Annotated in this window: 19 protein-coding genes; 11 read left to right on the forward strand and 8 right to left on the reverse strand. The window is 61.2% G+C overall.

Translation table 11 applies throughout. The features are described 5' to 3' along the window. Window positions 1–17: 17 nt before the first annotated feature. From FHX06_RS08025 to FHX06_RS08040, 4 genes are all read left to right on the forward strand, one after another. Window positions 18–464 carry a MarR family transcriptional regulator gene (locus tag FHX06_RS08025; RefSeq protein WP_112547361.1) on the forward strand — a complete coding sequence of 149 codons (447 nt, stop codon included), beginning with the start codon at window positions 18–20 and terminating at the stop codon, window positions 462–464. Window positions 465–477: 13 nt separating this feature from the next. Then, complete coding sequence (locus FHX06_RS08030) at window positions 478–933, forward strand: MarR family winged helix-turn-helix transcriptional regulator (RefSeq protein WP_113206309.1); 456 nt, start codon at window positions 478–480, stop codon at window positions 931–933. A 462-nt stretch (window positions 934–1,395) separates the two neighbouring features. Further along, complete coding sequence (locus FHX06_RS08035) at window positions 1,396–3,060, forward strand: arylsulfatase (protein ID WP_113015769.1); 1,665 nt, start codon at window positions 1,396–1,398, stop codon at window positions 3,058–3,060. Between the two features lie 103 nt (window positions 3,061–3,163). Next, a complete protein-coding gene (locus FHX06_RS08040; protein ID WP_246715517.1) occupies window positions 3,164–4,618 on the forward strand; it encodes a transglycosylase SLT domain-containing protein in 1,455 nt (484 codons plus the stop codon). Between the two features lie 163 nt (window positions 4,619–4,781). Here FHX06_RS08040 and FHX06_RS08045 read toward each other — a convergent pair whose 3' ends face one another. From FHX06_RS08045 to FHX06_RS08055, 3 genes are all read right to left on the reverse strand, one after another. Continuing rightward, window positions 4,782–5,360 (reverse strand): OmpA family protein, encoded by a 579-nt coding sequence (locus FHX06_RS08045; protein WP_113015771.1) that lies wholly within the window; start codon window positions 5,358–5,360, stop codon window positions 4,782–4,784. 4 nt (window positions 5,361–5,364) lie between these two features. Further along, window positions 5,365–5,787 (reverse strand): hypothetical protein, encoded by a 423-nt coding sequence (locus FHX06_RS08050; RefSeq protein WP_112547357.1) that lies wholly within the window; start codon window positions 5,785–5,787, stop codon window positions 5,365–5,367. A gap of 115 nt (window positions 5,788–5,902) precedes the next feature. Then, window positions 5,903–6,538: a LysE family translocator gene (locus FHX06_RS08055; RefSeq protein ID WP_113202518.1), complete on the reverse strand. Its 636-nt coding sequence runs from the start codon at window positions 6,536–6,538 to the stop codon at window positions 5,903–5,905. Between the two features lie 330 nt (window positions 6,539–6,868). On the opposite strand from FHX06_RS08055, the gene FHX06_RS08060 reads away from it, so the two are divergent. From FHX06_RS08060 to chrA, 3 genes are all read left to right on the forward strand, one after another. After that, window positions 6,869–8,311: a DUF1254 domain-containing protein gene (locus FHX06_RS08060; protein ID WP_246715518.1), complete on the forward strand. Its 1,443-nt coding sequence runs from the start codon at window positions 6,869–6,871 to the stop codon at window positions 8,309–8,311. A gap of 161 nt (window positions 8,312–8,472) precedes the next feature. After that, window positions 8,473–9,399, forward strand: coding sequence for a DMT family transporter (locus tag FHX06_RS08065; protein WP_113210391.1), 927 nt, complete (start codon window positions 8,473–8,475; stop codon window positions 9,397–9,399). 152 nt (window positions 9,400–9,551) lie between these two features. Further along, window positions 9,552–10,763: a chromate efflux transporter gene (chrA, locus tag FHX06_RS08070; protein WP_183878871.1), complete on the forward strand. Its 1,212-nt coding sequence runs from the start codon at window positions 9,552–9,554 to the stop codon at window positions 10,761–10,763. A 14-nt stretch (window positions 10,764–10,777) separates the two neighbouring features. On the opposite strand, the gene FHX06_RS08075 is transcribed toward chrA, so the two are convergent. Then, window positions 10,778–11,647: an alpha/beta fold hydrolase gene (locus FHX06_RS08075; protein ID WP_183878873.1), complete on the reverse strand. Its 870-nt coding sequence runs from the start codon at window positions 11,645–11,647 to the stop codon at window positions 10,778–10,780. Window positions 11,648–11,706: 59 nt separating this feature from the next. On the opposite strand from FHX06_RS08075, the gene FHX06_RS08080 reads away from it, so the two are divergent. After that, a complete protein-coding gene (locus FHX06_RS08080) occupies window positions 11,707–12,486 on the forward strand; it encodes a class I SAM-dependent methyltransferase (RefSeq protein WP_183878875.1) in 780 nt (259 codons plus the stop codon). A gap of 19 nt (window positions 12,487–12,505) precedes the next feature. Here FHX06_RS08080 and FHX06_RS08085 read toward each other — a convergent pair whose 3' ends face one another. After that, window positions 12,506–13,234, reverse strand: coding sequence for an ROK family protein (locus tag FHX06_RS08085; protein WP_183879233.1), 729 nt, complete (start codon window positions 13,232–13,234; stop codon window positions 12,506–12,508). Window positions 13,235–13,398: 164 nt separating this feature from the next. On the opposite strand from FHX06_RS08085, the gene FHX06_RS08090 reads away from it, so the two are divergent. Further along, entirely contained in the window at window positions 13,399–15,825 is a 2,427-nt protein-coding gene (locus tag FHX06_RS08090; RefSeq protein WP_183878877.1) for a glucan 1,4-alpha-glucosidase, read from the forward strand. 86 nt (window positions 15,826–15,911) lie between these two features. On the opposite strand, the gene FHX06_RS08095 is transcribed toward FHX06_RS08090, so the two are convergent. Beyond that, window positions 15,912–16,982 (reverse strand): GGDEF domain-containing protein, encoded by a 1,071-nt coding sequence (locus FHX06_RS08095; protein WP_112547350.1) that lies wholly within the window; start codon window positions 16,980–16,982, stop codon window positions 15,912–15,914. 363 nt (window positions 16,983–17,345) lie between these two features. On the opposite strand from FHX06_RS08095, the gene FHX06_RS08100 reads away from it, so the two are divergent. After that, the gene (locus FHX06_RS08100) at window positions 17,346–17,582 is read left to right on the forward strand and encodes a hypothetical protein (protein ID WP_112968253.1); all 237 of its coding nucleotides are present in this window, start codon (window positions 17,346–17,348) and stop codon (window positions 17,580–17,582) included. 57 nt (window positions 17,583–17,639) lie between these two features. Here FHX06_RS08100 and FHX06_RS08105 read toward each other — a convergent pair whose 3' ends face one another. Then, window positions 17,640–19,271: a fumarate hydratase gene (locus tag FHX06_RS08105; protein ID WP_312866507.1), complete on the reverse strand. Its 1,632-nt coding sequence runs from the start codon at window positions 19,269–19,271 to the stop codon at window positions 17,640–17,642. Window positions 19,272–19,672: 401 nt separating this feature from the next. Then, window positions 19,673–21,064, reverse strand: a complete 1,392-nt coding sequence (gene fumC / locus FHX06_RS08110) for a class II fumarate hydratase (RefSeq protein WP_112968251.1) — start codon at window positions 21,062–21,064, stop codon at window positions 19,673–19,675. Here fumC and FHX06_RS08115 point away from each other — a divergent pair. Next, window positions 21,063–21,401, forward strand: coding sequence for a hypothetical protein (locus FHX06_RS08115; RefSeq protein ID WP_162732763.1), 339 nt, complete (start codon window positions 21,063–21,065; stop codon window positions 21,399–21,401). The genes fumC and FHX06_RS08115 overlap by 2 nt on opposite strands. Window positions 21,402–21,441 lie beyond the last annotated feature (40 nt).

Here is a 21,441-nt window from a genome sequence, read left to right on the forward strand (position 1 = left end):
AATCAGGAGCTGGAACCATGCCGAACGTAGACCGCGCCCTATCGGAAACCGAATATGAGGCGCTCGCCAATCTGAGATACAGGATCCGCAAATTTCGCCAGTTCAGCGGGAAAGCGGCCGAAAAGCTCGGCCTGACGCGGCAGCAGCATCAGGCGCTGCTTACGATCAAGGGGCTCGGCGCCGGCGGGCGCATGAGCCTGTCTGCGCTTGCTGACAGGCTCTTCCTCTCGCCGCCCGAGGCCGCAGAGCTTGCCGCCTCGCTGCAGGAGGCCGGCCATGTCACCATCGAGGCGAAGCAGAAACGCCGGCCGGTCGTGCTGTTGACAGCACAGGCAGAAAAGCTATTGCGTCGGCTGACATCCGCCCATCTCTACGAGATCCGCGAGATGGCGCCGGAACTCATGCAGGCGCTGCGCATGCTGCAGGATCACCGGCAGATGGAAGTGGCAGCATGGATGCAATGATCGCAGGGGAGGCATGGTGAAGAAGCCCAGAAACGATCTGACGGATGCCGATTACGAGGCCCTCTCCAACCTGCGCTACACGCTGCGCCGCTTCATGGATTTCAGCGCATCCGCCGCGCAGGAGGAGGGCTTGCCGGCCCAGCAGCACCAGGCGTTGCTTGCGATCCGCGGCCATCGCAGCGAAGACGCCATGACGATCGGCCTGCTTTCCGAGCGGCTGCTGATCGCCCCGCATTCGGCGACCGAACTGGTCGGGAGGCTGGTGGCCGCAGGCTACGTCTCCCGCAAGGCCGACCCCGCCGACAAGCGGCGCCAGACGCTGGAGCTGACCGAAAAGGCAGACGATGTGCTGAAGCGGCTGACAGCCATTCATATGACCGAAATCAGGGACATGGCGCCGAAACTCATCGATATCCTGCAAGGTCTGCAGACGGACGGCGAGATCAAGACCGACCCCTGGTCGCGCTGACGCTCAGGCCCGCCGGTTGTTTGCCTGTTTCAGGTGATGGCAAATGTCGCGGTCCGCAAACGGCTCGTCGGCAAGGCGGCCGATGACATGCAGATGGGCGTGCTGGACGGTCTGTCCCGCGCCTTGCCGACATTCCAGCCGACATTGTAGCCATGCAACGCTCAAGAACCTGACGGATGTATCGATGCCGGAGGAAAGGCAGTTGCTGCCATCTGTCAACGGCTTTCGGAGCCATTAGACCTGCAGAAGCGCCCGACAGCAACTGGATCCAGACCGTCCCGGGCCGCAACTTCATCGCCGCCCTGCGCCTCGATGGCACCGGCGCCGAGGATGACGTCATGAAGCTCAAGTGCCGTTCGGCTCAGCGTAAGTTTACGGCCAATGTTTACCGTAACGTACTTCCGCGATCACGGAAATTGGCAAAGCATTCCCGTGCAGGTTTCATCTCAAGGAGAAAATTCGATGAAAGACGTCGATATTCAGAAGCAGGATGACCCGATCGTTCCCGTCAGCCGCCGTGATCTTCTGCTGGGCGGAACGTCGCTGGCGCTCACGGCTCTTGCCGTTTCAGCTGCGAGCGGGCCGGCGGTCGCCCAGACGCAACAGAACACGGCCAGCCAGACCGGCGGTTCCACGAAGCCGCCGAACATTCTCGTCATCTTCGGCGACGATATCGGCATTCCGCAGATCAGTGCCTATACGATGGGACTGATGGGCTATCGCACGCCGAATATCGACCGTATTGCCCGGGAAGGGGCGATCTTTACGGATTCCTACGGCCAGCAGAGCTGCACGGCCGGGCGTGCCTCCTTCATCCTCGGGCAGGAGCCGTTCCGCACGGGCTTGCTGACGATCGGCATGCCGGGCGACCCGCATGGCATACAGGACTGGATGCCGACCATTGCCGATGTGATGAAGACGAAGGGTTATGCCACCGGCCAGTTCGGCAAGAACCATCTGGGCGACCAGGACCAGCATCTGCCGACCAAGCACGGTTTCGACGAGTTCTTCGGCAATCTCTATCACCTCAATGCCGAGGAAGAGCCGGAGGGCTATTTCTATCCCAAGGACCCGGCCTTCCGTCGGCAGTTCGGCCCGCGCGGCGTGATCAAATCGACGGCGGACGGCAAGATCGAGGATACCGGCGCGCTCAATACCAAGCGTATGGAGACGGTGGATGAAGAATTCCTCGCCGCCGCCAAGGATTTCATCGGCCGGCAGGCCAAGGCCGAAAAGCCCTTCTTCTGCTGGTTCAACTCGACCCGCATGCATGTCTTCACCCACCTGAAGGCAGACTCCCTCGGCAAGACCGGCAAGGGCATCCACGCCGACGGCATGGTGGAGCATGACGGCCATGTCGGCCAACTGCTCGACCAGCTCGACGAACTCGGGATCGCCGAGAACACGATCGTTCTCTATACGACCGATAACGGCGCGGAGATCGCGCTTTGGCCCGATGGCGCCATGACCATGTTCCATGGCGAAAAAGGCACGACATGGGAAGGCGGTTTCCGCATTCCGATGATGGTGCGCTGGCCGGGCGTCGTGAAGCCCGGAACCGAGGTCAACGACATCGTCACGCTGATGGACTGGATGCCGACATTCGCAGCGGCGGCCGGCATGGACGATCTCAAGGAGCAGATGAAGGTCGGCTTCGCCTCCGGCGCCAAGAACTTCAAGGTGCATCTCGATGGCTACAATCTGCTGCCGATGCTGAAAGGCGAAGTCAAATCCGGCCCGCGCGATTCCGTCTATTATTTCGATCAGGGCGGCAATCTCAACGCCATCAGGTGGAACGACTGGAAGCTCAGCTTCGCGGTCAATAGCGAAGGCAACATCGCCACGGCAACGCGCGAGGTGCCCGCCTGGGCCAGCATCGCCAATCTGCGCATGGACCCTTATGAGCGCGGATTGAAGGAGGGTGGCGGCGCCATCGAATTCCTTGCCCGCAACATGTGGCTGATCGTGCCGGTGCAGGGCAAGATCAAGGAATTCTTCTCCGACTTCAACCAATACCCCTATCAGGAGGGCAGTTCGCTGAATGCGAGCGGCATCAACTACAGCCTTCTGCGGCAGGAAGCGGCGCTGAAACGGCTGAATGATCTTGAGCGGCTCACGCCGCAATAGGTCTCGCAAGACCGTCGCGGGAGTGCGGCCGGAGCTCCCGCGGCGGATAAGATCAAAACCGCAGCGATAGAATGCGTTCATGGCCGATGCTGGGGAGGCCTCGATGAGCTCGTTTTTGAAGGTATTGTTCGTCCTCGTTCTGGCTGCCGTATCGCTGGGGACCAGGGCTGCTCTGGCCGAGACCCCGGCACCGCTTGAGAAACCGGCCCTCATCGACAAGCATGTGATCGATCTCGACGCGATGAAGGAGCGCCGGATCGTGCGTGTGCTCGTGCCCTACAGCAAGACGATCTATTTCGTCGACAAGGGTCGCCAGTACGGCACGGCGGTGCAATTCGGGCTGGAGCTTGAAAAGGTCCTGAACAAGGACCGCAAGAAGCAGATCGACCACATCACCATCGTCTTCGTGCCGATGCCGCGCGACAGGTTGCTCGACGCGTTGAACGAAGGCTATGGCGATATCGTCATGGCCAATCTGACGATTACCGACGAGCGGCTGACGCAGGTGGATTTTGCCGATCCGCTCTATGAAAATGCCGAGGAAGTGCTGGTGAGCGCCCCGAACAGCCCGGCGATTGCCAGCCTTGACGATCTCTCCGGCCAGCATATCGCGGTGCGCGCCTCGAGCAGCTATTACGAACATCTTCTGGCGCGCAACAAGGCGCTGGCCGCGGCGGGCAAGCCCGAGATCATCATCGACCTGATGGATGAGAGCCTCGAAGACGAGGACCTGATGGAGATGGTCAATGCCGACCTTTTGCCCTTCACGACGGTCGATGCCTACAAGGCCGATATCTGGACGCACGTCTTTGGCGACATGAAGGTGCGCCACGACATCGTCCTGTCATCGCAGGGCAGGATAGCCTGGGCAATCCGCAAGAACAGCCCGAAGCTGAAGGCGGACCTCAATGCCTTCGTCGCCACCCACAAAGTTGGCACGACCTTCGGCAACATCCTGCGCAACACCTTCTACAAGCAGGACAAGATCGTCAAACGCGCCTACTCGCCCTCCGATGTCGCACGTTTCCAGACGCTCACCGAAATCTTCCGCAAATATGGCGGCAGCTATTCGTTCGACTATCTGATGCTGATGGCGCAAGGCTATCAGGAATCGCAGCTCGACCAGTCGCGTCGCTCGCCGCGCGGCGCCGTCGGCATCATGCAGATGCTGCCTTCGACGGCGAAGGACAAGGTGATCGGCATCAGCGGCATCGACAAAGACCCTGATCGCAATGTCGAGGCAGGCGCCAAATATCTGCGCCACCTGATCGATACCTATATCGATGATGAGGGGCTCACGCCCAAGGACCGGCAACTTTTCGCCTTTGCGGCCTATAATGCCGGGCCTGGCAATCTGCACAAGTTCCGGGAGAAGGCCAAGGCCATGGGCCTCGATCCCAATATCTGGTTCGGCAATGTGGAGAATGCCGCTTCCGAGATCGTCGGCCGAGAGACGGTCCAGTATGTCAGCAATATCTACAAATATTACGTGGCCTATTCGCTGCTCGTGGCGCGCATGGGAGAACGCTCGGATGCCGGCGAAGCGGTGCAGAAATAGGATTTTCGGCAGCATCACCTGATGGTGACACGAGCCGAACCATATTCCCTGCGATGCGGCTGGCGGCCCTGCCATGCCCGCAAAGCCCTGGCGCGCCCATTCGCGCCAGCACGAAGGCTAGCAGACAGGAATGCCGGCGACGACGACGCCGGCATTTTGAGCCTCACGGCTTTTTCGTGAAGACGCCGAGATTGTAGAGCTGGACGCGCCTGTTGTTGGCGGCTTCCGATTTCGAGCCGTCGATCGGGAAATATTCGCCGACGCCGACCGCATAGAGACGGCCGGGATCGACGGCGAATGTGGTCGACAGGATCTCCTTGATCGCATCGGCACGCTGCTGGCTGAGATCGAGATTGTGCTGGTCGGTTCCGGTCGAGCTCGTATGGCCGACGACGAGGAACTTGTAAGCCCAGAGGTTCGGGTGGTGCAGCGCATCGGCGATCATGCCGAGCGTGCGGTAGGATTCCGGCTCGATGGCAACGGAGTCGTTGGCGAAGGCGATCTCGACCACCATCTGCGGCAGGCGCGCGACCTTGCTCCAGTTCGGCAGGCCGGACATCTGCTTGCCGGAGCCGTTCATGGCCTCCTGCCGCAGGATCTCGACATCGACGATCGGGGCAGCACCCTGCAGCTTGCCGAGGCCGGTGATGATGCGCTGCTCGGAAACCTGCTGGGCCAGTGCAAGGGCGGGTAGAAGGAAGGCCGCGGCAAAGCCGGCGAGGGCGGTTTTTCTCATGGTCATGATCTTACCTCCAGCCCGCATCGGTGATCGTCTGGCTGCATTGCTTGCTGATCGTTTTCGTCTTGCCGGCAAGGCAGGCGAGAATGTAGCCGTCGCCTTTGACGCCGTTGCAGCGCCGCGCCATATCGGTTGCGCAGACCTGCTTGTAGCTCGTCTGCGCCTGCTCGCGTTTCTGGATCGACGCTGCAACGCTTGCCAGCGTCGATGTGCAGGTCGGCGAGACCTTGGCGGAATTCTGCGCCAGGCAATCGGCAATGCGGTTATTGCCGAGGTTCAGCCCCTTGCAGAGTTTCTTGATATCGCTGCCGCAATCCTTCGCCAGCACAGTGATCGCATCGGCATAGCTGACCGTGTCGGCCTTGGCGGCACACGTCCCGGCGATGACGGCAATCGCCACCGCACCTGCCAGTCTCCATACTCCAGGCATGTATGAGCCCTCCTGTTACGGCCGCCGAAATGGCGTCCCCTCAGGGCCATTGAATGCAGATCGCGAGAGCGCGGATAAGTACGTTACCGTAAACTCGCTGTAAATCGGCAGGCTGTCAGGTGGTCGCCCGCCGATAGAGCGCCAGCGAGCCGGCAAGCGTCAGCAGGGCACCGCCGCAGATCCGGTCGAGCCAGAGCGCGCCCGATTTCCTGAGCAGCCGGACGGCCTGCGAGCCAAGCAACGCGTAACCGAACATGACCATGAAATCGATGGCAGCGAAGACGAGGGCGAGCACGGCATATTGCTCGATCTGCGGACCCGCGGGGTCGATAAACTGCGGCAGAAAGGCCGAGAAGAAGAGATAGCCCTTGGGATTGGTGACGGCGACAAGGAAGCTCTTGAGGAAGATCGTCACCGGCGAAGCGGACGTGTTGCCGCTTTCAGAGCGCATCGAGACGTCAAGCGTTCCCTTCGAGCGCAACAGCATGACGCCGAGGAAGGCGAGGTAGCAGACACCGACCCATTTGACGACAGTGAACCAGAATTCCGAGGCAGCCAGCAGAGCACCGAGCCCGAGGGCAACCGCACCGATCAGCACGAAGTCGGACATGACAGCGCCAATCATGCCCGACATCGCCCGGCGCACTCCGAATTTCGAGCCGTTCGTCAGGGCGAGAAGCACGGTCGGGCCGGGTGTGGCGATGCCGATGAATGCCACAAGCGCAAATGCAAGAACCGTCATTTCAGTCATGTCGTCCTCCTCCGTGTCAGGAATCGAGTTATGGCATTCACCTGACATTTGCGGAAGGGTCTTCAAGGAAAGCCAATAGCCTGCACCCGACAGAAGCACAAAGCTCTGTATCCCGGCCATTTACGGCGCCGTTTACTGTAACGTACTTCCGGATATACGCCCGGTATGTTTCGCTTTTCATGGGTCGCCAGTAGGTCCCCAGTATCTTTGCATCCTGGTCTTGCCAGCGATGCCCGACGTCAATCGAAGTCCTGCCACGTTCTACATTTCGTTCCGGGGGAAACGCACATGACAATCCAGTTTGGAATCAAAAGCCTATTGCGGACACCTATGTCGTTCGCATTTCTGGCAATCGCTTCGATGGCCATTCCGGCTGCACAGGAGGCCGCGGCCGCTTCTCTGACGGAAGAGGAAGCGCGGCAGATCGGCATCGAGGCCTATGTCTACTTCTATCCGCTGATAACGATGGATATTACGCGCAAACAGCTGACCAACATGGAAGCGAAGGAAGGGGCGATCGGCGGGCCGCCCAACCGGTTCGACAATGTGCGCGCATTTCCGGCCGCAGATATGAAAGCCGTGGTGCGGCCGAATTTCGATACGCTCTATTCGAGCGGCTGGCTCGATCTGACGAAGGAGCCGGTGGTCGTGACCGCGCCGGATACGGCTGGCCGCTACTATCTGTTGCCGATGCTGGACATGTGGACGGATGTGTTTGCCGCGCCGGGCTGGCGCACGACCGGGACATCCGCCGGAAACTTCCTGGTCGCACCGCCCGGCTGGAGGCCAGAACTTCGCGACACGTTCGGCGAATTCAAGCTGCCGGAGGGGACCGAACGGATCGATGCTCCGACGCCCTATGTCTGGATCATCGGCCGCACCAAGACCGATGGCCCCAATGATTACGATACCGTCCACAAGATCCAGGACGGTTACAAGATCACCCCGCTGTCGCAGTGGGGTACGGACGCCAAGCCGGCCGCGGTCAAGATAGACCCATCCATCGACATGAAGACGCCACCGAAGACGCAGGTCGACACGGCGTCGGCGGAAGATTATTTCGCCTATGCTGCCGAACTCCTGAAACTTCATCCGCCGCACAGCACCGATCAGCCGATCATTGCCCGCATGAAGCGGATCGGCATCGAGCCCGGGAAGAGCTTCGATCTTTCCAAGGCCGATCCTGTCGTCCAGAACGCCTTGAAGACGGCGCCACAGGATGGGCAGGCACTGATGGGCTGGAAGCTGAAGACATCGGCCCGCGTGGTCAACGGCTGGTCGATGAATACCGACACGATGGGCGTCTACGGCAATTACTACCTGAAACGGGCGATCGTGGCGCAGCAGGGGCTTGGCGCCAATCTGCCCGAAGACGCCATCTATCCGCTCAACCTTGCGGATGAAAGCGGCAACCCGCTCGATGGACGAAGCAATTACACGCTCCATTTCGAGAAGGAGGAGATCCCGCCGGTCAATGCTTTCTGGTCTGTCACCCTCTATGACAATGACGGTTTCCAGGTCGCCAATCCGCTCAACCGGTTCGCCGTCAGCAGCTGGATGCCGTTCCAGTACAACGCCGACGGCTCGCTCGACCTCTACTTCCAGACGGAAAGCCCCGGCAAGGACAAGGAATGGAACTGGCTGCCGGCGCCGAACGGCCCGTACAATCTGACGATGCGGCTTTACGCGCCGAAGGGGACGGCGCTGATCGGCAAGTGGAACCCGCCGCCGGTGACGCGTGCGGCTCCAGCCGCTCCGCTCGCCGCTCAGTGACAAGGCTAAAGGCATCGAAAACATTGGGGCGCGCGCCATGATCCGCGCGCGTCCCGCCAAGCCTTTCTTTTCAATCGACAGTTCGGCCCGTATCGAAGCATTTCGCGCCCGCACCCGTTAAACAGGCAGTCGGTTTTGCACGGCTGACGAATGGGACTGCGATGGAAAAGACGGCGACGATGACAATGGAACTGGCGCTGCTGCTCACGCTTTCGACGCTCTGGGGAGCCTCCTATACCTTCATCAAGATCGGCGTCGAAACCATCCCGCCGCTGACACTGGTGGCCGCACGAACACTCGTTGCCGGCGTGCTGCTTCTCGCCATCATCAGCTGGCGTGGCCTCAAGCTGCCCCGCGACCGAAAGACCTGGACCTATTTTCTTTTTCAGGCCTGCCTCAACAGCGTCCTGCCCTTCACGCTGATCGCCTGGGCCGAGCGGACGACGGATGCGGGCCTGGCGGCGATCCTGAATTCGACGACGCCCATCTTCGCCTTTCTGATCACGGCACTGGTTACCCGGCACGAGGCCCTCACAGGCCGCAAACTGTTCGGCGTGTCGGCGGGATTGGCCGGCACCGCGCTGGTCATTGGCCTTGGCGCGCTCGGCACTCTGGGGCAGGGGCTCTGGGCGCAGCTCGCAATCGTTGCCGCCACGATCTGCTATGCGGGCGCTGCCGTCTTCGGACGGAATTTCAGGGGGCTTGATCCGATGATGCCGGCCGCCGGTTCGTTGCTCGCAGGGGCGGTGATCCTCATCCCCATCAGCATCGTCATCGATGCCCCGTGGAAATTGAGCCCGAGCCTCGATTCGATCTTCGCGCTCCTTGCCCTCGCAGTCTTCTCGACGGCGCTCGCCTTTGTGATCTACTTCCGGCTCGTGCAGACACTCGGTTCGGTCGGCGCGACGGCCCAGGCCTATCTCAGGGTGCCGATCGGCGTTGCAATCGGCGTCGTCTTCCTCGGCGAAACGCTGTCTTCGACGGCAGGCCTTGGGCTTGCCTGCATCATGGCCAGCGTCATCGCCATGACGCTGCCTGCCAGAGCGCGGGTCCGTCAGGCAATCCAGTCCATGCCGCCATCGACATGAACGCCCGGCCGCGGTTCAGCCTCGCGGCCGCGGGCACCGGGGCCGCGACCGCTATTTGACAGATATCGAAAATCGCCTGTTGTCATCGCGCCGTCATTAATGATGAGGATACGGGGCGGACAATGGGGGATATTGGCGTGGATGCGAATGAAATGACCAGGGAGAAGACAGCGGCTCCACCGGCAGGTACGCCTGCGGAGGTGTTCGGCGCCTTTCTGAAGCTTGGCCTCACATCGTTCGGCGGACCGATCGCGCATCTCGGCTATTTCCGCAACGAGCTCGTGACGCGGCGGAAATGGATCGACGAGAAAGGCTATGCCGATCTCGTTGCACTCTGTCAGTTCCTTCCCGGTCCCGCATCGAGCCAGGTCGGTTTTGCCATGGGCCTCTTGCGCGGTGGGCCGCTGGGCGCGCTTGCGGCATGGAGTGCATTCACGCTTCCGTCCGCGCTGATCCTCTTCATCTTCGCAACCGCCGCCACCGCGCTCGACAATCCTCTTGGACAGGGACTGCTGCACGGATTGAAGCTCGTTGCTGTCGCCGTCGTGGCACAGGCTGTCTGGGGCATGGCGCGATCGCTGACACCCGACAAGCCACGCGCCGCCATTGCGCTGGCCGCGATCTTCATCGTGACAGCCGCGGGCGCGCTCGGCCAGCTCGCCGCCATCGCCCTGGGTGCAATTGCCGGGCTCATCCTTTGTCGCCAGGCCGCCGTCGAGCACAAGGCGGGTTTTTCGTTCGGAATATCGCGATCAACCGGCATTGTCTGCCTGCTGGCGTTTCTGCTCCTGCTGTTCGGATTGCCACTTGTCGTCGCTGCCTTCGATTCCCAGGGGCTGCGCCTCTTCGATGCCTTCTATCGCTCGGGCGCGCTGGTGTTCGGCGGCGGCCATGTCGTCCTGCCGCTGCTCGAGGCGGAGGTTGTGAGACCGGGCTGGGTTTCGGAAAACGCGTTTCTCGCCGGTTACGGCGTCGCGCAGGCGGTGCCTGGGCCGCTCTTTACCTTCTCGGCCTATCTCGGGGCGGTTGTGGCGCCGGCTCCCAACGGTGTCGCGGGCGCAGCGATCGCCTTGGTGGCGATCTTCCTGCCCGGTTTTCTGCTGCTGCTCGGTACCCTTCCTTTCTGGGACAGGCTCAGCGCCTATCCACTGGCGCAGGCGGCCATGCGTGGCGCAAATGCCGCCGTGGTCGGCCTGCTCGGTGCAGCGCTCTACAATCCAGTATGGACGAGCGCGGTCCTGACATCGGCGGATTTTGCTCTTGCCTTGACTGGCTTTCTTCTGCTGGTCATCTGGAAGGCGCCGCCATGGATTGTGGTGGTGCTGATGGCGGCAAGTGCGATCCTGCTGCAGCTTTCCGCCTGACCGGTGCCAGGCCATCAATCCCCTGGCGATAAAGCGGCTTCTATCGCCGCCCACGCCATCTGGCCAAGCCTTGCATCCGCAATGTCGCTGCCGCCATGAGTACGAAGGCTGGAGCGAGGCGTCGTCTCGCCCGGGAGCAGCACACGATGGCCGGCCTCGGCGTCAACGACCAGTGACACCGGCCTGCCGCTTCGTTCACGCCGGCTGGCAAGCTCGCGTGCGAACCTCTCCGATGGCCAGAGCGCATCATCACCACCGGCCACGAGGATGAGCTCTGCGGCGGTTTTCTCGATGGGGATCTCGGCCCGCCCCAGGGTCTCTTGGTCCGTCTTCAGGCATTTTTCGAAAAAGGAACGATAGGATATCAGCCCGTCGCGATAGTCCCGCTCCCAGGCAGTGTCGGCGGAAACGAAATCCAGCGGCTCTCCCTTCCAGGACCAGGACGAGCGTTCGGGCCATTCCACGCCGTCTTTGCCGGGGCCGATATTACCCCAGACGAAGGCGGTTGGGCTGATCGCGACAACGGCGTTGATGCGCGGGTCCCGGATCGCGACGAGCAACGCGGCTTCTGCGCCTTTCGATGTCCCGACGAAGACGATGCGCCGGCATCCCCGCGAGATCAGATAGTCGATTGCCTCACAGAAGGTCTCCAACGGGATTTCGCAGATTCCAGGCGGTTGCCCCATTGCGCCGAACCATTGCAACGCCAATGCCTTTGCGCCGGCCTCGGCAAAGAGCCTGGCGCGGTCGGTATCGACCCTGCCGCTGGAACCGCCGAGCACGACGACGCCGGTCTCGCCCGCATCTGGCCTGAAAACGAATGCACCGTTTATCCGGCCCTGGAGACGCTCGATTTTGCAGCCCTCCGTCGCGCTTGTTACCATACTGACATCTTCTTGAATTATCGGATGGTTCTCGACTGTCACTAGAGGCGGAGCCTACCATGGTCGAGCATGCGCGTGCAGGGTCTTCCTTCGAGGATGCCGATGTCGTCAGCAACTATCGCTATCGTCCGCCTTATCCCGAGGCGGTCTACGAGAAGCTGCTGGCCATCGCGCCGAAACGTGGCTGTCTGCTGGATATAGGCTGCGGCCCCGGCAAGGTTTCGCGACCTCTCTCGCGGCATTTCGACAAGATCATAGCTGTCGATCCGTCCCGCCACATGATCGAACTCGGTCAGAGCCTGGAAGACGGCCGGGCCCGCAATCTTCACTGGATCGTGGGTTTCGCCGAGGATATCGACATCCCCGATCGTCCCGATCTCATCGTCGCCGCCGCCAGCATTCACTGGATGGATCACCGGCGCCTTTTCTCGCGGCTGAAAACCTATGCCGCTGCCGATCACTACGTGGCCGTGATTTCAGGAGATGCGCCCTTCCAACCTGCCTGGGAGGCCGATTGGCACTCGTTTCTTGCAAGGTGGGTTCCGGCCATGACGGGCAGAGCCTTCGATCCCGTCGGCAAGGAAGAGAGCTGGTCGGCTTACAAGGCGTTCCTCGACATCGATGGTTCCGAGAGCTTTCTGTCCGCCCCGTTTGAGCAAAGCGTCGAAGACTTTATCCGCTGCCAGCAATCGCGCGATACATTCGCGCCATCGCGCCTCGGCGACAGGATGACGGCTTTCGATGGGGAGATCAGGGAAATTCTCGCCCCCTATGCCTCTGCCGGAAAACTCAGTTTCACGGTCAAGACCAAACTGGTCTGGGGTTCGATCAGGTCATGACCATCGCCAGAGACTGAATTCAAAGCCGCAGGCTATCGTCCAGCCAGACACGGAAACCGCCGCGGAAAGCATTGTCATTGTTGCCGCGCCGGCACTTCGGGGGCAAATCCTTCAGCTTTTCGACATTGCCGCCGCCGATGACGATATAGTCGGGCAACAGAGCAGCACTCAGGCGATCGGCAACGTCGAAGACCGATTTTCGCCATTTGCTCTTGCCGCGACCTTCCAGGCCGCGTTCGCCGACGTAGTCTTCGAAGGTCTTCTTCCTGTAGGGCATATGCGCCAGTTCCAAAGGCAGGCAGACATTGTCCGCGACCAGGGCCGAGCCGAGGCCGGTGCCGAGACCGAGGAAAAGCATACGGCCGGCCTCGTAACTGCCGATCGCCTGCATCAGCGCGTCATTGACCATGCGAACAGGTTTGCCGAGGGCCTGCTCGAAATCATAACCCTTCCATCCCGGACCAAGGTTGAACGGGTCCGCCGCGGCACGGTGGGCGGAGACGGGGCCGGGATAGCCCATGGCGACGACGTCATAGTGCCAGTCGGCGGTGAGATCCTTGAGGGCGGCGACCATCTTTGCCGCCGTCATTTCGCGCCCCGAGACGACCGACCGCCGCTCGCTGCCGCTGCTGAGTTCCGCCTTCACATGCGAGCCGCCGATATCGACGGCAAGCACGATACGGCTCGCCGATGCGGCCGCCTCCTTGCCATGCTCGCCTGCCTGAGTCGCATCTGGTGCTTCCGTCATGTCCGTCATGCTGGCGCTCCTCTCCGGGTGGCCTCAATCCTTCCCGCGCCATTCTATCGGGCGCAAGATAGGTGCCGGCTGTCAAGCCCGGTATATTGCGGATCGCCCAATTTCATCTCAGGATAGCGCATTCAGTGGAGAACCCTTAAGCGGAGGAACAGCACTTGGCCTTTCCGACACTGCCACCCGGTTCCGTCGAACCACCAGGTGCTCCCGGCATCGAGCCCCGCTGGACCTCCAGCGACAAGAGTGCGGTCGGCACATCAGTCAGCTCGGCGAGCTGCGTCTGGTTCACCACGAGCCACGGCATTGTGAACGAAATCTACGCGCCGCGGCTCGACATGGCCTGTGTGCGCGATTTCGGCTTCATCGTTACCGCGCAGGGCTATTTCTCCGAGGAGAAGCGTGACGCCGATCACAGCGTGCAGGCGATCGAGGACGGCGTTCCGGGCTTCCGCCTGGTCAATACCGCCCGCGACGGTCGCTATCGCATTACCAAGACCATCTTTTCGGACCCGGAGCGCGAAGTGGTGTTGCAGGACATCCGCTTCGAGGCTTTGACGGGCAGTCTCTCCGACTACAGGCTGCACGCACTGATCGCTCCGCATCTCGTCAATGGCGGCGCAGACAACACCGGCTGGTATGCCGATTTCAAGGGCAGGCCGATGCTCTTTGCCGAGGGTTCCGGCCGCTCGCTCGCCGTCGCCGCCTCTGTGCCCTGGCTTGCGCGCTCGGCGGGTTATGTGGGCTTTTCCGATGGCTGGCAAACGCTGTCGCGCGGCGAGGGACTGAAGGAGGAATATTGCTATGCCGGCTCCGGGAACATCGCGTTGTCGGGGACACTGGATATTCAATCAAGCGGGGGCCGAGCAGACCAGGGACGGGCGCTGATCGCCATCGGTTTCGGCACGCAGCCGGAGGAGGCGGCCCTGCGTACGCTGCTCAGCCTGGAACAGGGCGTCGAGCCGGCGCTGAAACATTATCGCAGCGGCTGGCGCGAATGGCAGGCCGGACTGCTGGCGCTCGACGAGCCGCATGATCCGACCCAGCTGAACCGGTACCGCGTCAGCACCGGCGTGCTCGCCACCCACCGGGACGATGCCTCCGGCGCCATCATTGCCAGCCTTTCCATCCCCTGGGGCTTCAGCAAGAGCGATGACGACCTTGGCGGCTATCATCTGGTCTGGACGCGCGATCTGGTGGAAACGGCGGGCGGACTGCTCGCAGCCGGGGCCATAGCGGATGCACGCTCCGTGCTCGACTATCTCGCCGTCATCCAGGAAGGGGACGGCCACTGGGTGCAGAATGCCTGGCTCGATGGCCGGCCTTACTGGAACGGCATCCAGATGGACGAGACGGCCTTTCCGATCCTGCTCTACGACATGCTGCTGCGCGCAGGCGCAATCGATGCCGCCGAGCGGGGGCGCTATCTGCCGATGATCGAGGCTGCGGCGGGCTATATCGTCAGAAACGGGCCTGCCACCCAGGAAGACCGGTGGGAGGAGGATGCCGGCTATTCGCCTTTCACGCTCGCTGTCGAGATTGCCGGCCTGCTTGCAGCGGCCGATGCCGTGGAAGCGGCCGGGCGGCTGGATGCGGCGCGCTATCTGCGCGAAGTGGCTGACGGCTGGAACGAGCGCATCGAGGAATGGACTTACGCCACCGATACCGAGCTGTCGCGCCGTGTCGGCGTCGAAGGCTATTATGTTCGCATCGCCTCGGCGACCGATGGTAGCAGCCCGTCACTGCGGCGTGACTTCATTCCGATCCGCAATCGGGACGATCTCGGCGAGGTGCTTGAAGCGGACCTGCTGATCAGTCCAGATGCGCTGGCGCTCGTACGTTTCGGCCTGCGTGCCGCCGACGATCCGCGCATACTTGGCACGGTGGCCGTGATCGATGCGGAGTTGCGCCGCGACCTTCCTGCCGGTCCCTACTGGTATCGCTACAATGACGATGGCTATGGCGAGCGCATCGACGGCGCGCCCTTTGCCGGCAGTGGTGTCGGACGGCTGTGGCCGCTCTTGACCGGCGAGCGCGCCCATTATGAACTCGCTGCCGGGCGAGCCGGCGAGGCGCGGCGGATGCTCGCAGCACTCGAAGCCTCGGCAAGCGAAGGCGGGCTCCTGCCGGAGCAGATCTGGGACAGCGAAGACGTGCCGCGGCGCGAACTCTTCCTCGGCCGCCCCTCCGGCAGCGCCATGCCGCTCGTCTGGGCGCATGCCGAACATATCAAGCTGCTGCGATCGCTGCGCGACGGCGTGATCTTCGATATGCCGCCCCAGACCTTTGCCCGCTATGTCGCGGCAAAACCGGAACCGGCGCCTTTCTCCTGGCGGCTGACGGCGCGGCAGGACCGTATGCCGGCCGGACGCAAGCTGCGCATCGAACTGCCGTCACCCGCCCTGGTGCGCTGGTCCACCGACTGCTGGGCAAGTGCTACCGACAGCCCGTGCCGTGACACCGCCTTCGGAACCCATGTCTTCGACCTGCCAACGGAGGCGCTTGGTCCCGGCAAGATCGACTTCACGATTTTCTGGGCAGATGCGCAGCGCTGGGAGGGCGCGGATTTTCAGATCGAGGTGGTTTGAGGTTCGTGCCGTGCGCCGCCGAGCGGACACAAAGAAAAAGCGGCCGTTGCGGCCGCCGAAAAAACTCAGTTCATCGGGTCCAGAAATCAGGCCTTGTAGATCAGCCAGCTCTTGGTGAACTCCTTCTGCATGCCGTCCTCATAGACGGCGGTGCAGTTACGACCAGCGTTCTTGGCGCTGTAGAGCGCGATATCGCTCTTGGAATAGAGTTCGCCGGCATCGTCGGCATGCGAGGCCATGCAGATGCCGATGGAGACGGTGACCGGGCCGTAATTGACGCGCGTGCGGGAATTCTTGAAGGGTGTCGATTCCAGCGTCCGGCGGATGCGCTCGGCGATCGCAGTGACTTCATCCAACGTATTGCCGTCGATGATCAGGGCGAACTCCTCGCCGCCGGTGCGAGCGACGAAGACGTCGCGGCGGACGTTGCTGCGGATGACGGAGGCGACTGTCGCCAGCACCTTGTCGCCCACCGGATGACCATAGGTGTCGTTGATCTTCTTGAAATTGTCGATGTCGGCCAGGAGCAGGGCGGTTACCGGGCGTAGCGCCGGAGTGTTGAAGACGGCCGCCAGACGGTCGTCGAACGCGCGACGGTTGGAAAGGCGTGTCAGCGAGTCGGTATTGGCGATGCGCTTGTATTCGTCGAGTTCCTTGCGGACCTGATCCATCTCCTGCGAGCGCTGAACCATGTCTTCGACGGTCTTTTCGCCATGGGTGATCGTATCGCCAGTTGCCTGGGTCAGCAAGTCGATGGCGTTTTCGATCAGGTCGGCGCTCGTCGTGCTCTTGGAGCTGATGCGCTTGCAGGTCTCGTTCAGCAGCCGATTGTAGCTTTCGAGCGAAGTCTGCTCCTGGCGCAGCACGCGCAGCAGGCCTTCCAGCTCACCGGCGATGCGGCTGTGGGCGTCGTCGAAAATCTTGGCAGGCGCCGTGTGGGAGCAATGTTGCGAGCCAAGCGCATCGAGCTCTGCCTGCGACGCCTGGCTGCCGAGGGCGGCAAGGTCGCGGGTGAGTGCCGGGTTGGAGCCGATATAGGCTTCGTAGAAGAGTTCGTAGTTGCGGGGAATTGGCGCAACGCCCATGGAGCGCATGGCATAGGTGATCTGACCCGCCACATCGGGAACCTGCACCTTGGGCGCAACAGCCGTGTTCATCCGGCAACTCCTCATCCAATTCTTAAGCAATCTTCTATTTGTTACCTTAGATTTCTTGGGAAATGATTAAAGCGACATATACCAAAGATTACATACGATAAGTTTGACGGGCATCAATACTACGATCAGCCCTATGATTTTTCACAAATATTTGTAAGTTCGACTGCAACGCAGACACCTCTTATGCGCGAGGTGTTCCAAAAAAGTTCAATCGTTTTCTCTTTTTAGGGATTGTTTTCGCTTTGTTGACGGTCGGTATCCTTTGTCTGATCTACAGACCGGCATGGCGAGATCACAGATTCCATCTCAGGAAATCGAATTCATGGGGACCGGATCGCGGTCCCCGTCTTTGGGCATGAGATCATGGAATCGTCTCGCCACACGTCACCCGTCATTCTTGGTCTCGCCGTTCTCGCCGGCACCATCTTCCTTCTGCAGCAGAGCGGCTTTTTCAACGGCATCTTCAGCACAGACATCGTCGCCAGCGTGAAGGCAGAGGATGTCCTGAGCGCTGCCGATATCGCCACAATGGAGAAGCGGCCGGCCCCGTCCATGACGGCCGTCAATCTCGAAGGGCCTCAGGCGGCTTCGGTGCGGTAGAATATTGGGTTGTCAGGGCGATACGGCACGCGGCCGATCGCCCTTCGCCGGACTTCCTTAGCCCAGATTCAGCTCCTGGAAGAAGTCGTTGCCCTTGTCGTCGATGACGATGAAGGCCGGGAAGTCCTCAACCTCGATCTTCCAGACGGCTTCCATGCCAAGTTCAGGATATTCCAGCACCTCAACCTTGCGAATGCAATCCTGCGCCAGACGGGCGGCCGGGCCGCCGATGGAGCCAAGATAGAAGCCCTGGTGCTTCTTGCAGGCTTCGCGCACGGCGCGCGAGCGGTTGCCCTTGGCAAGCATCACCATGGAGCCGCCGAAGGACTGGAACTGGTCGACATAGCTGTCCATGCGGCCGGCAGTCGTCGGGCCGAAGGAGCCGGAAGCGTAGCCGGCGGGCGTCTTGGCCGGGCCGGCATAATAGACCGGGTGGTTCTTCATGTAGTCGGGCATGCCTTCGCCCTTCTCCAGTCGCTCGCGGATCTTGGCATGGGCTAGGTCGCGGGCGACGATGATCGTGCCTGTCAGCGACAGGCGCGTCTTGACCGGATGCTTCGAAAGCTCGGCGAGGATATCGGCCATCGGCCGGTTGAGATCGACCCGCACCATGGACTCGGAGAGCTTAGCCTCGTCGATCTCGGGCAGGTACTTGGACGGATCGGTTTCCAGCTGCTCTATGAAAATGCCATCGCGGGTGATCTTGCCCTTGGCCTGGCGATCGGCGGAACAGGAGACGCCGAGGCCGATCGGCAGCGAGGCGCCATGGCGGGGCAGGCGGATGACGCGCACGTCATGACAGAAATACTTGCCGCCGAACTGGGCGCCGACGCCGAGGCTTTGCGTCAGCTTGTGGATTTCCTTCTCCATCTCGATATCGCGGAAGGCGTGTCCGTCTTCCGAGCCTTCAGTCGGCAATTCATCGAGATAGCGAGTGGAGGCAAGCTTGACGGTCTTCAGGTTCATCTCGGCCGAGGTGCCGCCGATGACAACAGCCAGATGATAGGGGGGACAGGCTGCCGTACCCAAGGTGAGAATCTTTTCCTTGAGGAAGTCCAGCATGCGATCATGGGTCAGGAGCGAAGGCGTGCCCTGGAAGAGGAAGGTCTTATTGGCTGAACCGCCGCCCTTGGCGACGAAGAGGAAGTCGTAGCTGTCGGTGCCTTCCTCATAGATATCGATCTGTGCCGGCAGATTGTTCTTGGTGTTCTTTTCCTCGAACATCTTGATGGGCGCGAGCTGCGAATAGCGCAGGTTCTTCTTTTCATAGGCGTCGAGAACGCCCCTGGAGAGGGCTGCGGTATCGCCGCCTTCGGTCCAGACGCGGCGGCCCTTCTTGCCCATGATGATCGCAGTGCCCGTATCCTGGCACATGGGCAACACGCCGCCGGCGGCGATATTGGCGTTCTTCAGGAGGTCGTAGGCGACGAAGCGGTCATTGTCGGTCGCTTCGGGATCGTCGAGGATCGCGGCCAGCTGCTTCAGATGGCCGGGGCGCAAAAGGTGGTTGATATCGGCAAAGGCCGCCTCTGCAAGCAGGCGGATACCTTCAGGATCGACGGTCAGGATCTCCTGGCCCTTGAAGCTGTCGACCGAAACATAGTCGCTGCTGATCTTGCGGTAGGGTGTGGTGTCGGCGCCGAGGGGAAAGAGATCGTCAGCCAAGGAAGTGACCTTTCTGGGTGGGATAGTTTGGAACCGATCTAAATCTGGCTGGGGGTAAAAGCAATTGGAAAGGGTGGAGGACTAGTGGTGAAGATGACGCGGCGGTTTCGCTACGCATCAGGGCAGACGACAAGCGAGGTCGTGCGTCCTAGCCCCCTCATCCGACCCTTCGGGCCACCTTCTCCCCGCTGGGTAGAAGGGGGTATCCGTGTCACCGTCAACGATCGAATGGAACGTCTGATGGGGAACGAGACGCCGCAAAGACACCCCTTCCACCCTGCGGGGAGAAGGTGCCGGCAGGCGGATGAGGGGGCCACGATGCAACACTGTCCTGGTTATCTGACTTGGCGATAGAGCAAGGCTCGTTACCCTACCACACAAAAAAGGCCGGCTAAGCCGGCCTTTTCATACTTCAATTCATCAGCTCACATTGGGCCGATCATCGTCTCCGGGCGAACGATCGCATCATACTCTTCCGACGTCACAAGCCCGCTTGCCAGCGCCTCGTCCTTCAGCGTCGTGCCGTTCTTGTGCGCCGTCTTGGCAATCTTTGCCGCCGCGTCGTAGCCGATCTTCGGGGCAAGTGCGGTCACCAGCATCAGCGAGCGTTCGAGGCCGGCCTTGATATTGTCCTCGCGGGCCTCGATGCCGACGACGCAATTGTCGGTGAAGGAGACGGCAGCGTCGCCGAGCAACTGCACCGACTGGAGGAAGTTATAGGCCATCATCGGATTGTAGACGTTGAGCTCGAAATGGCCCTGACTGTCGGCGAAGGTGAGAGCCGCGTGGTTGCCGAAGACGTGGATGCAGACCTGAGTGAGGGCTTCGCACTGAGTAGGGTTCACCTTGCCGGGCATGATCGAGGAGCCGGGCTCGTTTTCGGGCAGCGCCAGTTCGCCGAGACCGGCGCGCGGGCCGGAGCCGAGAAGGCGGATGTCGTTGGCGATCTTGAAGAGTGCGGCCGCTGCCGCATTGATCGCACCATGGGCGAAGACCATCGAATCATGCGAGGCGAGGGCCTCGAACTTGTTCGGCGCGGTCACGAAGGGCATGTCGGTGATGACGGCGATCTCTTCGGCAACCTTTTCGGCAAAACCGACCGGTGCATTCAGCCCGGTGCCGACGGCGGTGCCGCCCTGGGCGAGTTCGCAGAGGCCGGGCAGGGTCATTTCGATGCGCTTGATGGCGGAGCCAACCTGCGCTGCGTAACCCGAGAATTCCTGACCTAACGTGAGCGGTGTCGCATCCTGCGTGTGCGTGCGGCCGATCTTGATGATGTGGCTGAACTCCGTGACCTTCATGTCGAGCGCGGCATGCAGGTGCTTCAGCGAGGGCAGCAGGTGATGGGCGATCTGTTCGGCGCAGGCGATGTGCATGGCCGTGGGGTAGGTGTCGTTCGACGACTGACTCATATTAACGTGATCGTTCGGGTGCACGGGCTTCTTGGAACCCATGACGCCGCCGAGCATTTCTATCGCGCGATTGGAGATCACTTCATTGGCGTTCATATTGGATTGCGTACCGGAACCAGTCTGCCAGACGACCAGAGGGAAATGGTCGTTCAGCTTGCCGTCGATCACTTCCTGGGCGGCATCCACGATAGACTTGCCGATGTCGGAATCGAGCTGGCCGAGCGCCATGTTGGCGCGGGCGGCCGCCTGCTTGACGATGCCGAGCGCACGCACGATCGAGAGCGGCTGTTTTTCCCAGCCGATCTTGAAATTGCCGAGAGAACGCTGCGCCTGCGCGCCCCAATATCGGTCGCTGGCGACTTCGATCGGGCCAAATGTGTCGGTTTCGGTGCGGGTTGAACTCATGGCTCATGCCTTCCTGTCACATGCTGTTGGGCAGTCTTTGAAGATGAGGACTTATAGGGTGGAAAACCTGCCAAGAAAACCAGACGCCATACGAAATATTGAAGACGGATCTCATGTTTTGCATCCCCGCTCAGGCGCTTCAGCGGCGTGTTTTTTCGGCCACGCAGGGAAATTAATGCAAATAGCGACAGAAAGCGCACTTTCTCAAACCGGAAAATTCGGTAAAAAATTAACTAATAATTTCATAATTTTGTGTGAACTGCTGCACGGCGCTTGCGTTCGACTCCGTCACACAAAGTTGAGCCTGAAAACGCTGGCGCCTCAGGCCGGTTTCTGATGAATGGGCCGCGGCTGCCGTGAAGAATTGATCTGAGCCA

It is taken from the genome of Rhizobium sp. BK512 (assembly GCF_014194915.1).
Classification (GTDB): Bacteria; Pseudomonadota; Alphaproteobacteria; order Rhizobiales; family Rhizobiaceae; genus Rhizobium.

What these genes read in the sequence shown, in the direction of transcription:
- FHX06_RS08080 (WP_183878875.1), top strand. Translation starts at nt 11,707, where the DNA reads ATGGTCGAGCATGCGCGTGCAGGGTCTTCCTTCGAGGATGCCGATGTC.
- FHX06_RS08065 (WP_113210391.1), top strand. Translation starts at nt 8,473, where the DNA reads ATGGAAAAGACGGCGACGATGACAATGGAACTGGCGCTGCTGCTCACG.
- FHX06_RS08055 (WP_113202518.1), bottom strand. Translation starts at nt 6,538, where the DNA reads ATGACTGAAATGACGGTTCTTGCATTTGCGCTTGTGGCATTCATCGGC.
- FHX06_RS08095 (WP_112547350.1), bottom strand. Translation starts at nt 16,982, where the DNA reads ATGAACACGGCTGTTGCGCCCAAGGTGCAGGTTCCCGATGTGGCGGGT.
- chrA (WP_183878871.1), top strand. Translation starts at nt 9,552, where the DNA reads ATGACCAGGGAGAAGACAGCGGCTCCACCGGCAGGTACGCCTGCGGAG.
- FHX06_RS08035 (WP_113015769.1), top strand. Translation starts at nt 1,396, where the DNA reads ATGAAAGACGTCGATATTCAGAAGCAGGATGACCCGATCGTTCCCGTC.
- FHX06_RS08115 (WP_162732763.1), top strand. Translation starts at nt 21,063, where the DNA reads ATGGCTCATGCCTTCCTGTCACATGCTGTTGGGCAGTCTTTGAAGATG.
- FHX06_RS08060 (WP_246715518.1), top strand. Translation starts at nt 6,869, where the DNA reads ATGTCGTTCGCATTTCTGGCAATCGCTTCGATGGCCATTCCGGCTGCA.
- FHX06_RS08045 (WP_113015771.1), bottom strand. Translation starts at nt 5,360, where the DNA reads ATGACCATGAGAAAAACCGCCCTCGCCGGCTTTGCCGCGGCCTTCCTT.
- FHX06_RS08025 (WP_112547361.1), top strand. Translation starts at nt 18, where the DNA reads ATGCCGAACGTAGACCGCGCCCTATCGGAAACCGAATATGAGGCGCTC.
- FHX06_RS08085 (WP_183879233.1), bottom strand. Translation starts at nt 13,234, where the DNA reads ATGACGGAAGCACCAGATGCGACTCAGGCAGGCGAGCATGGCAAGGAG.
- FHX06_RS08100 (WP_112968253.1), top strand. Translation starts at nt 17,346, where the DNA reads ATGGAATCGTCTCGCCACACGTCACCCGTCATTCTTGGTCTCGCCGTT.
- FHX06_RS08050 (WP_112547357.1), bottom strand. Translation starts at nt 5,787, where the DNA reads ATGCCTGGAGTATGGAGACTGGCAGGTGCGGTGGCGATTGCCGTCATC.
- FHX06_RS08030 (WP_113206309.1), top strand. Translation starts at nt 478, where the DNA reads ATGGTGAAGAAGCCCAGAAACGATCTGACGGATGCCGATTACGAGGCC.
- FHX06_RS08075 (WP_183878873.1), bottom strand. Translation starts at nt 11,647, where the DNA reads ATGGTAACAAGCGCGACGGAGGGCTGCAAAATCGAGCGTCTCCAGGGC.
- FHX06_RS08040 (WP_246715517.1), top strand. Translation starts at nt 3,164, where the DNA reads ATGAGCTCGTTTTTGAAGGTATTGTTCGTCCTCGTTCTGGCTGCCGTA.
- fumC (WP_112968251.1), bottom strand. Translation starts at nt 21,064, where the DNA reads ATGAGTTCAACCCGCACCGAAACCGACACATTTGGCCCGATCGAAGTC.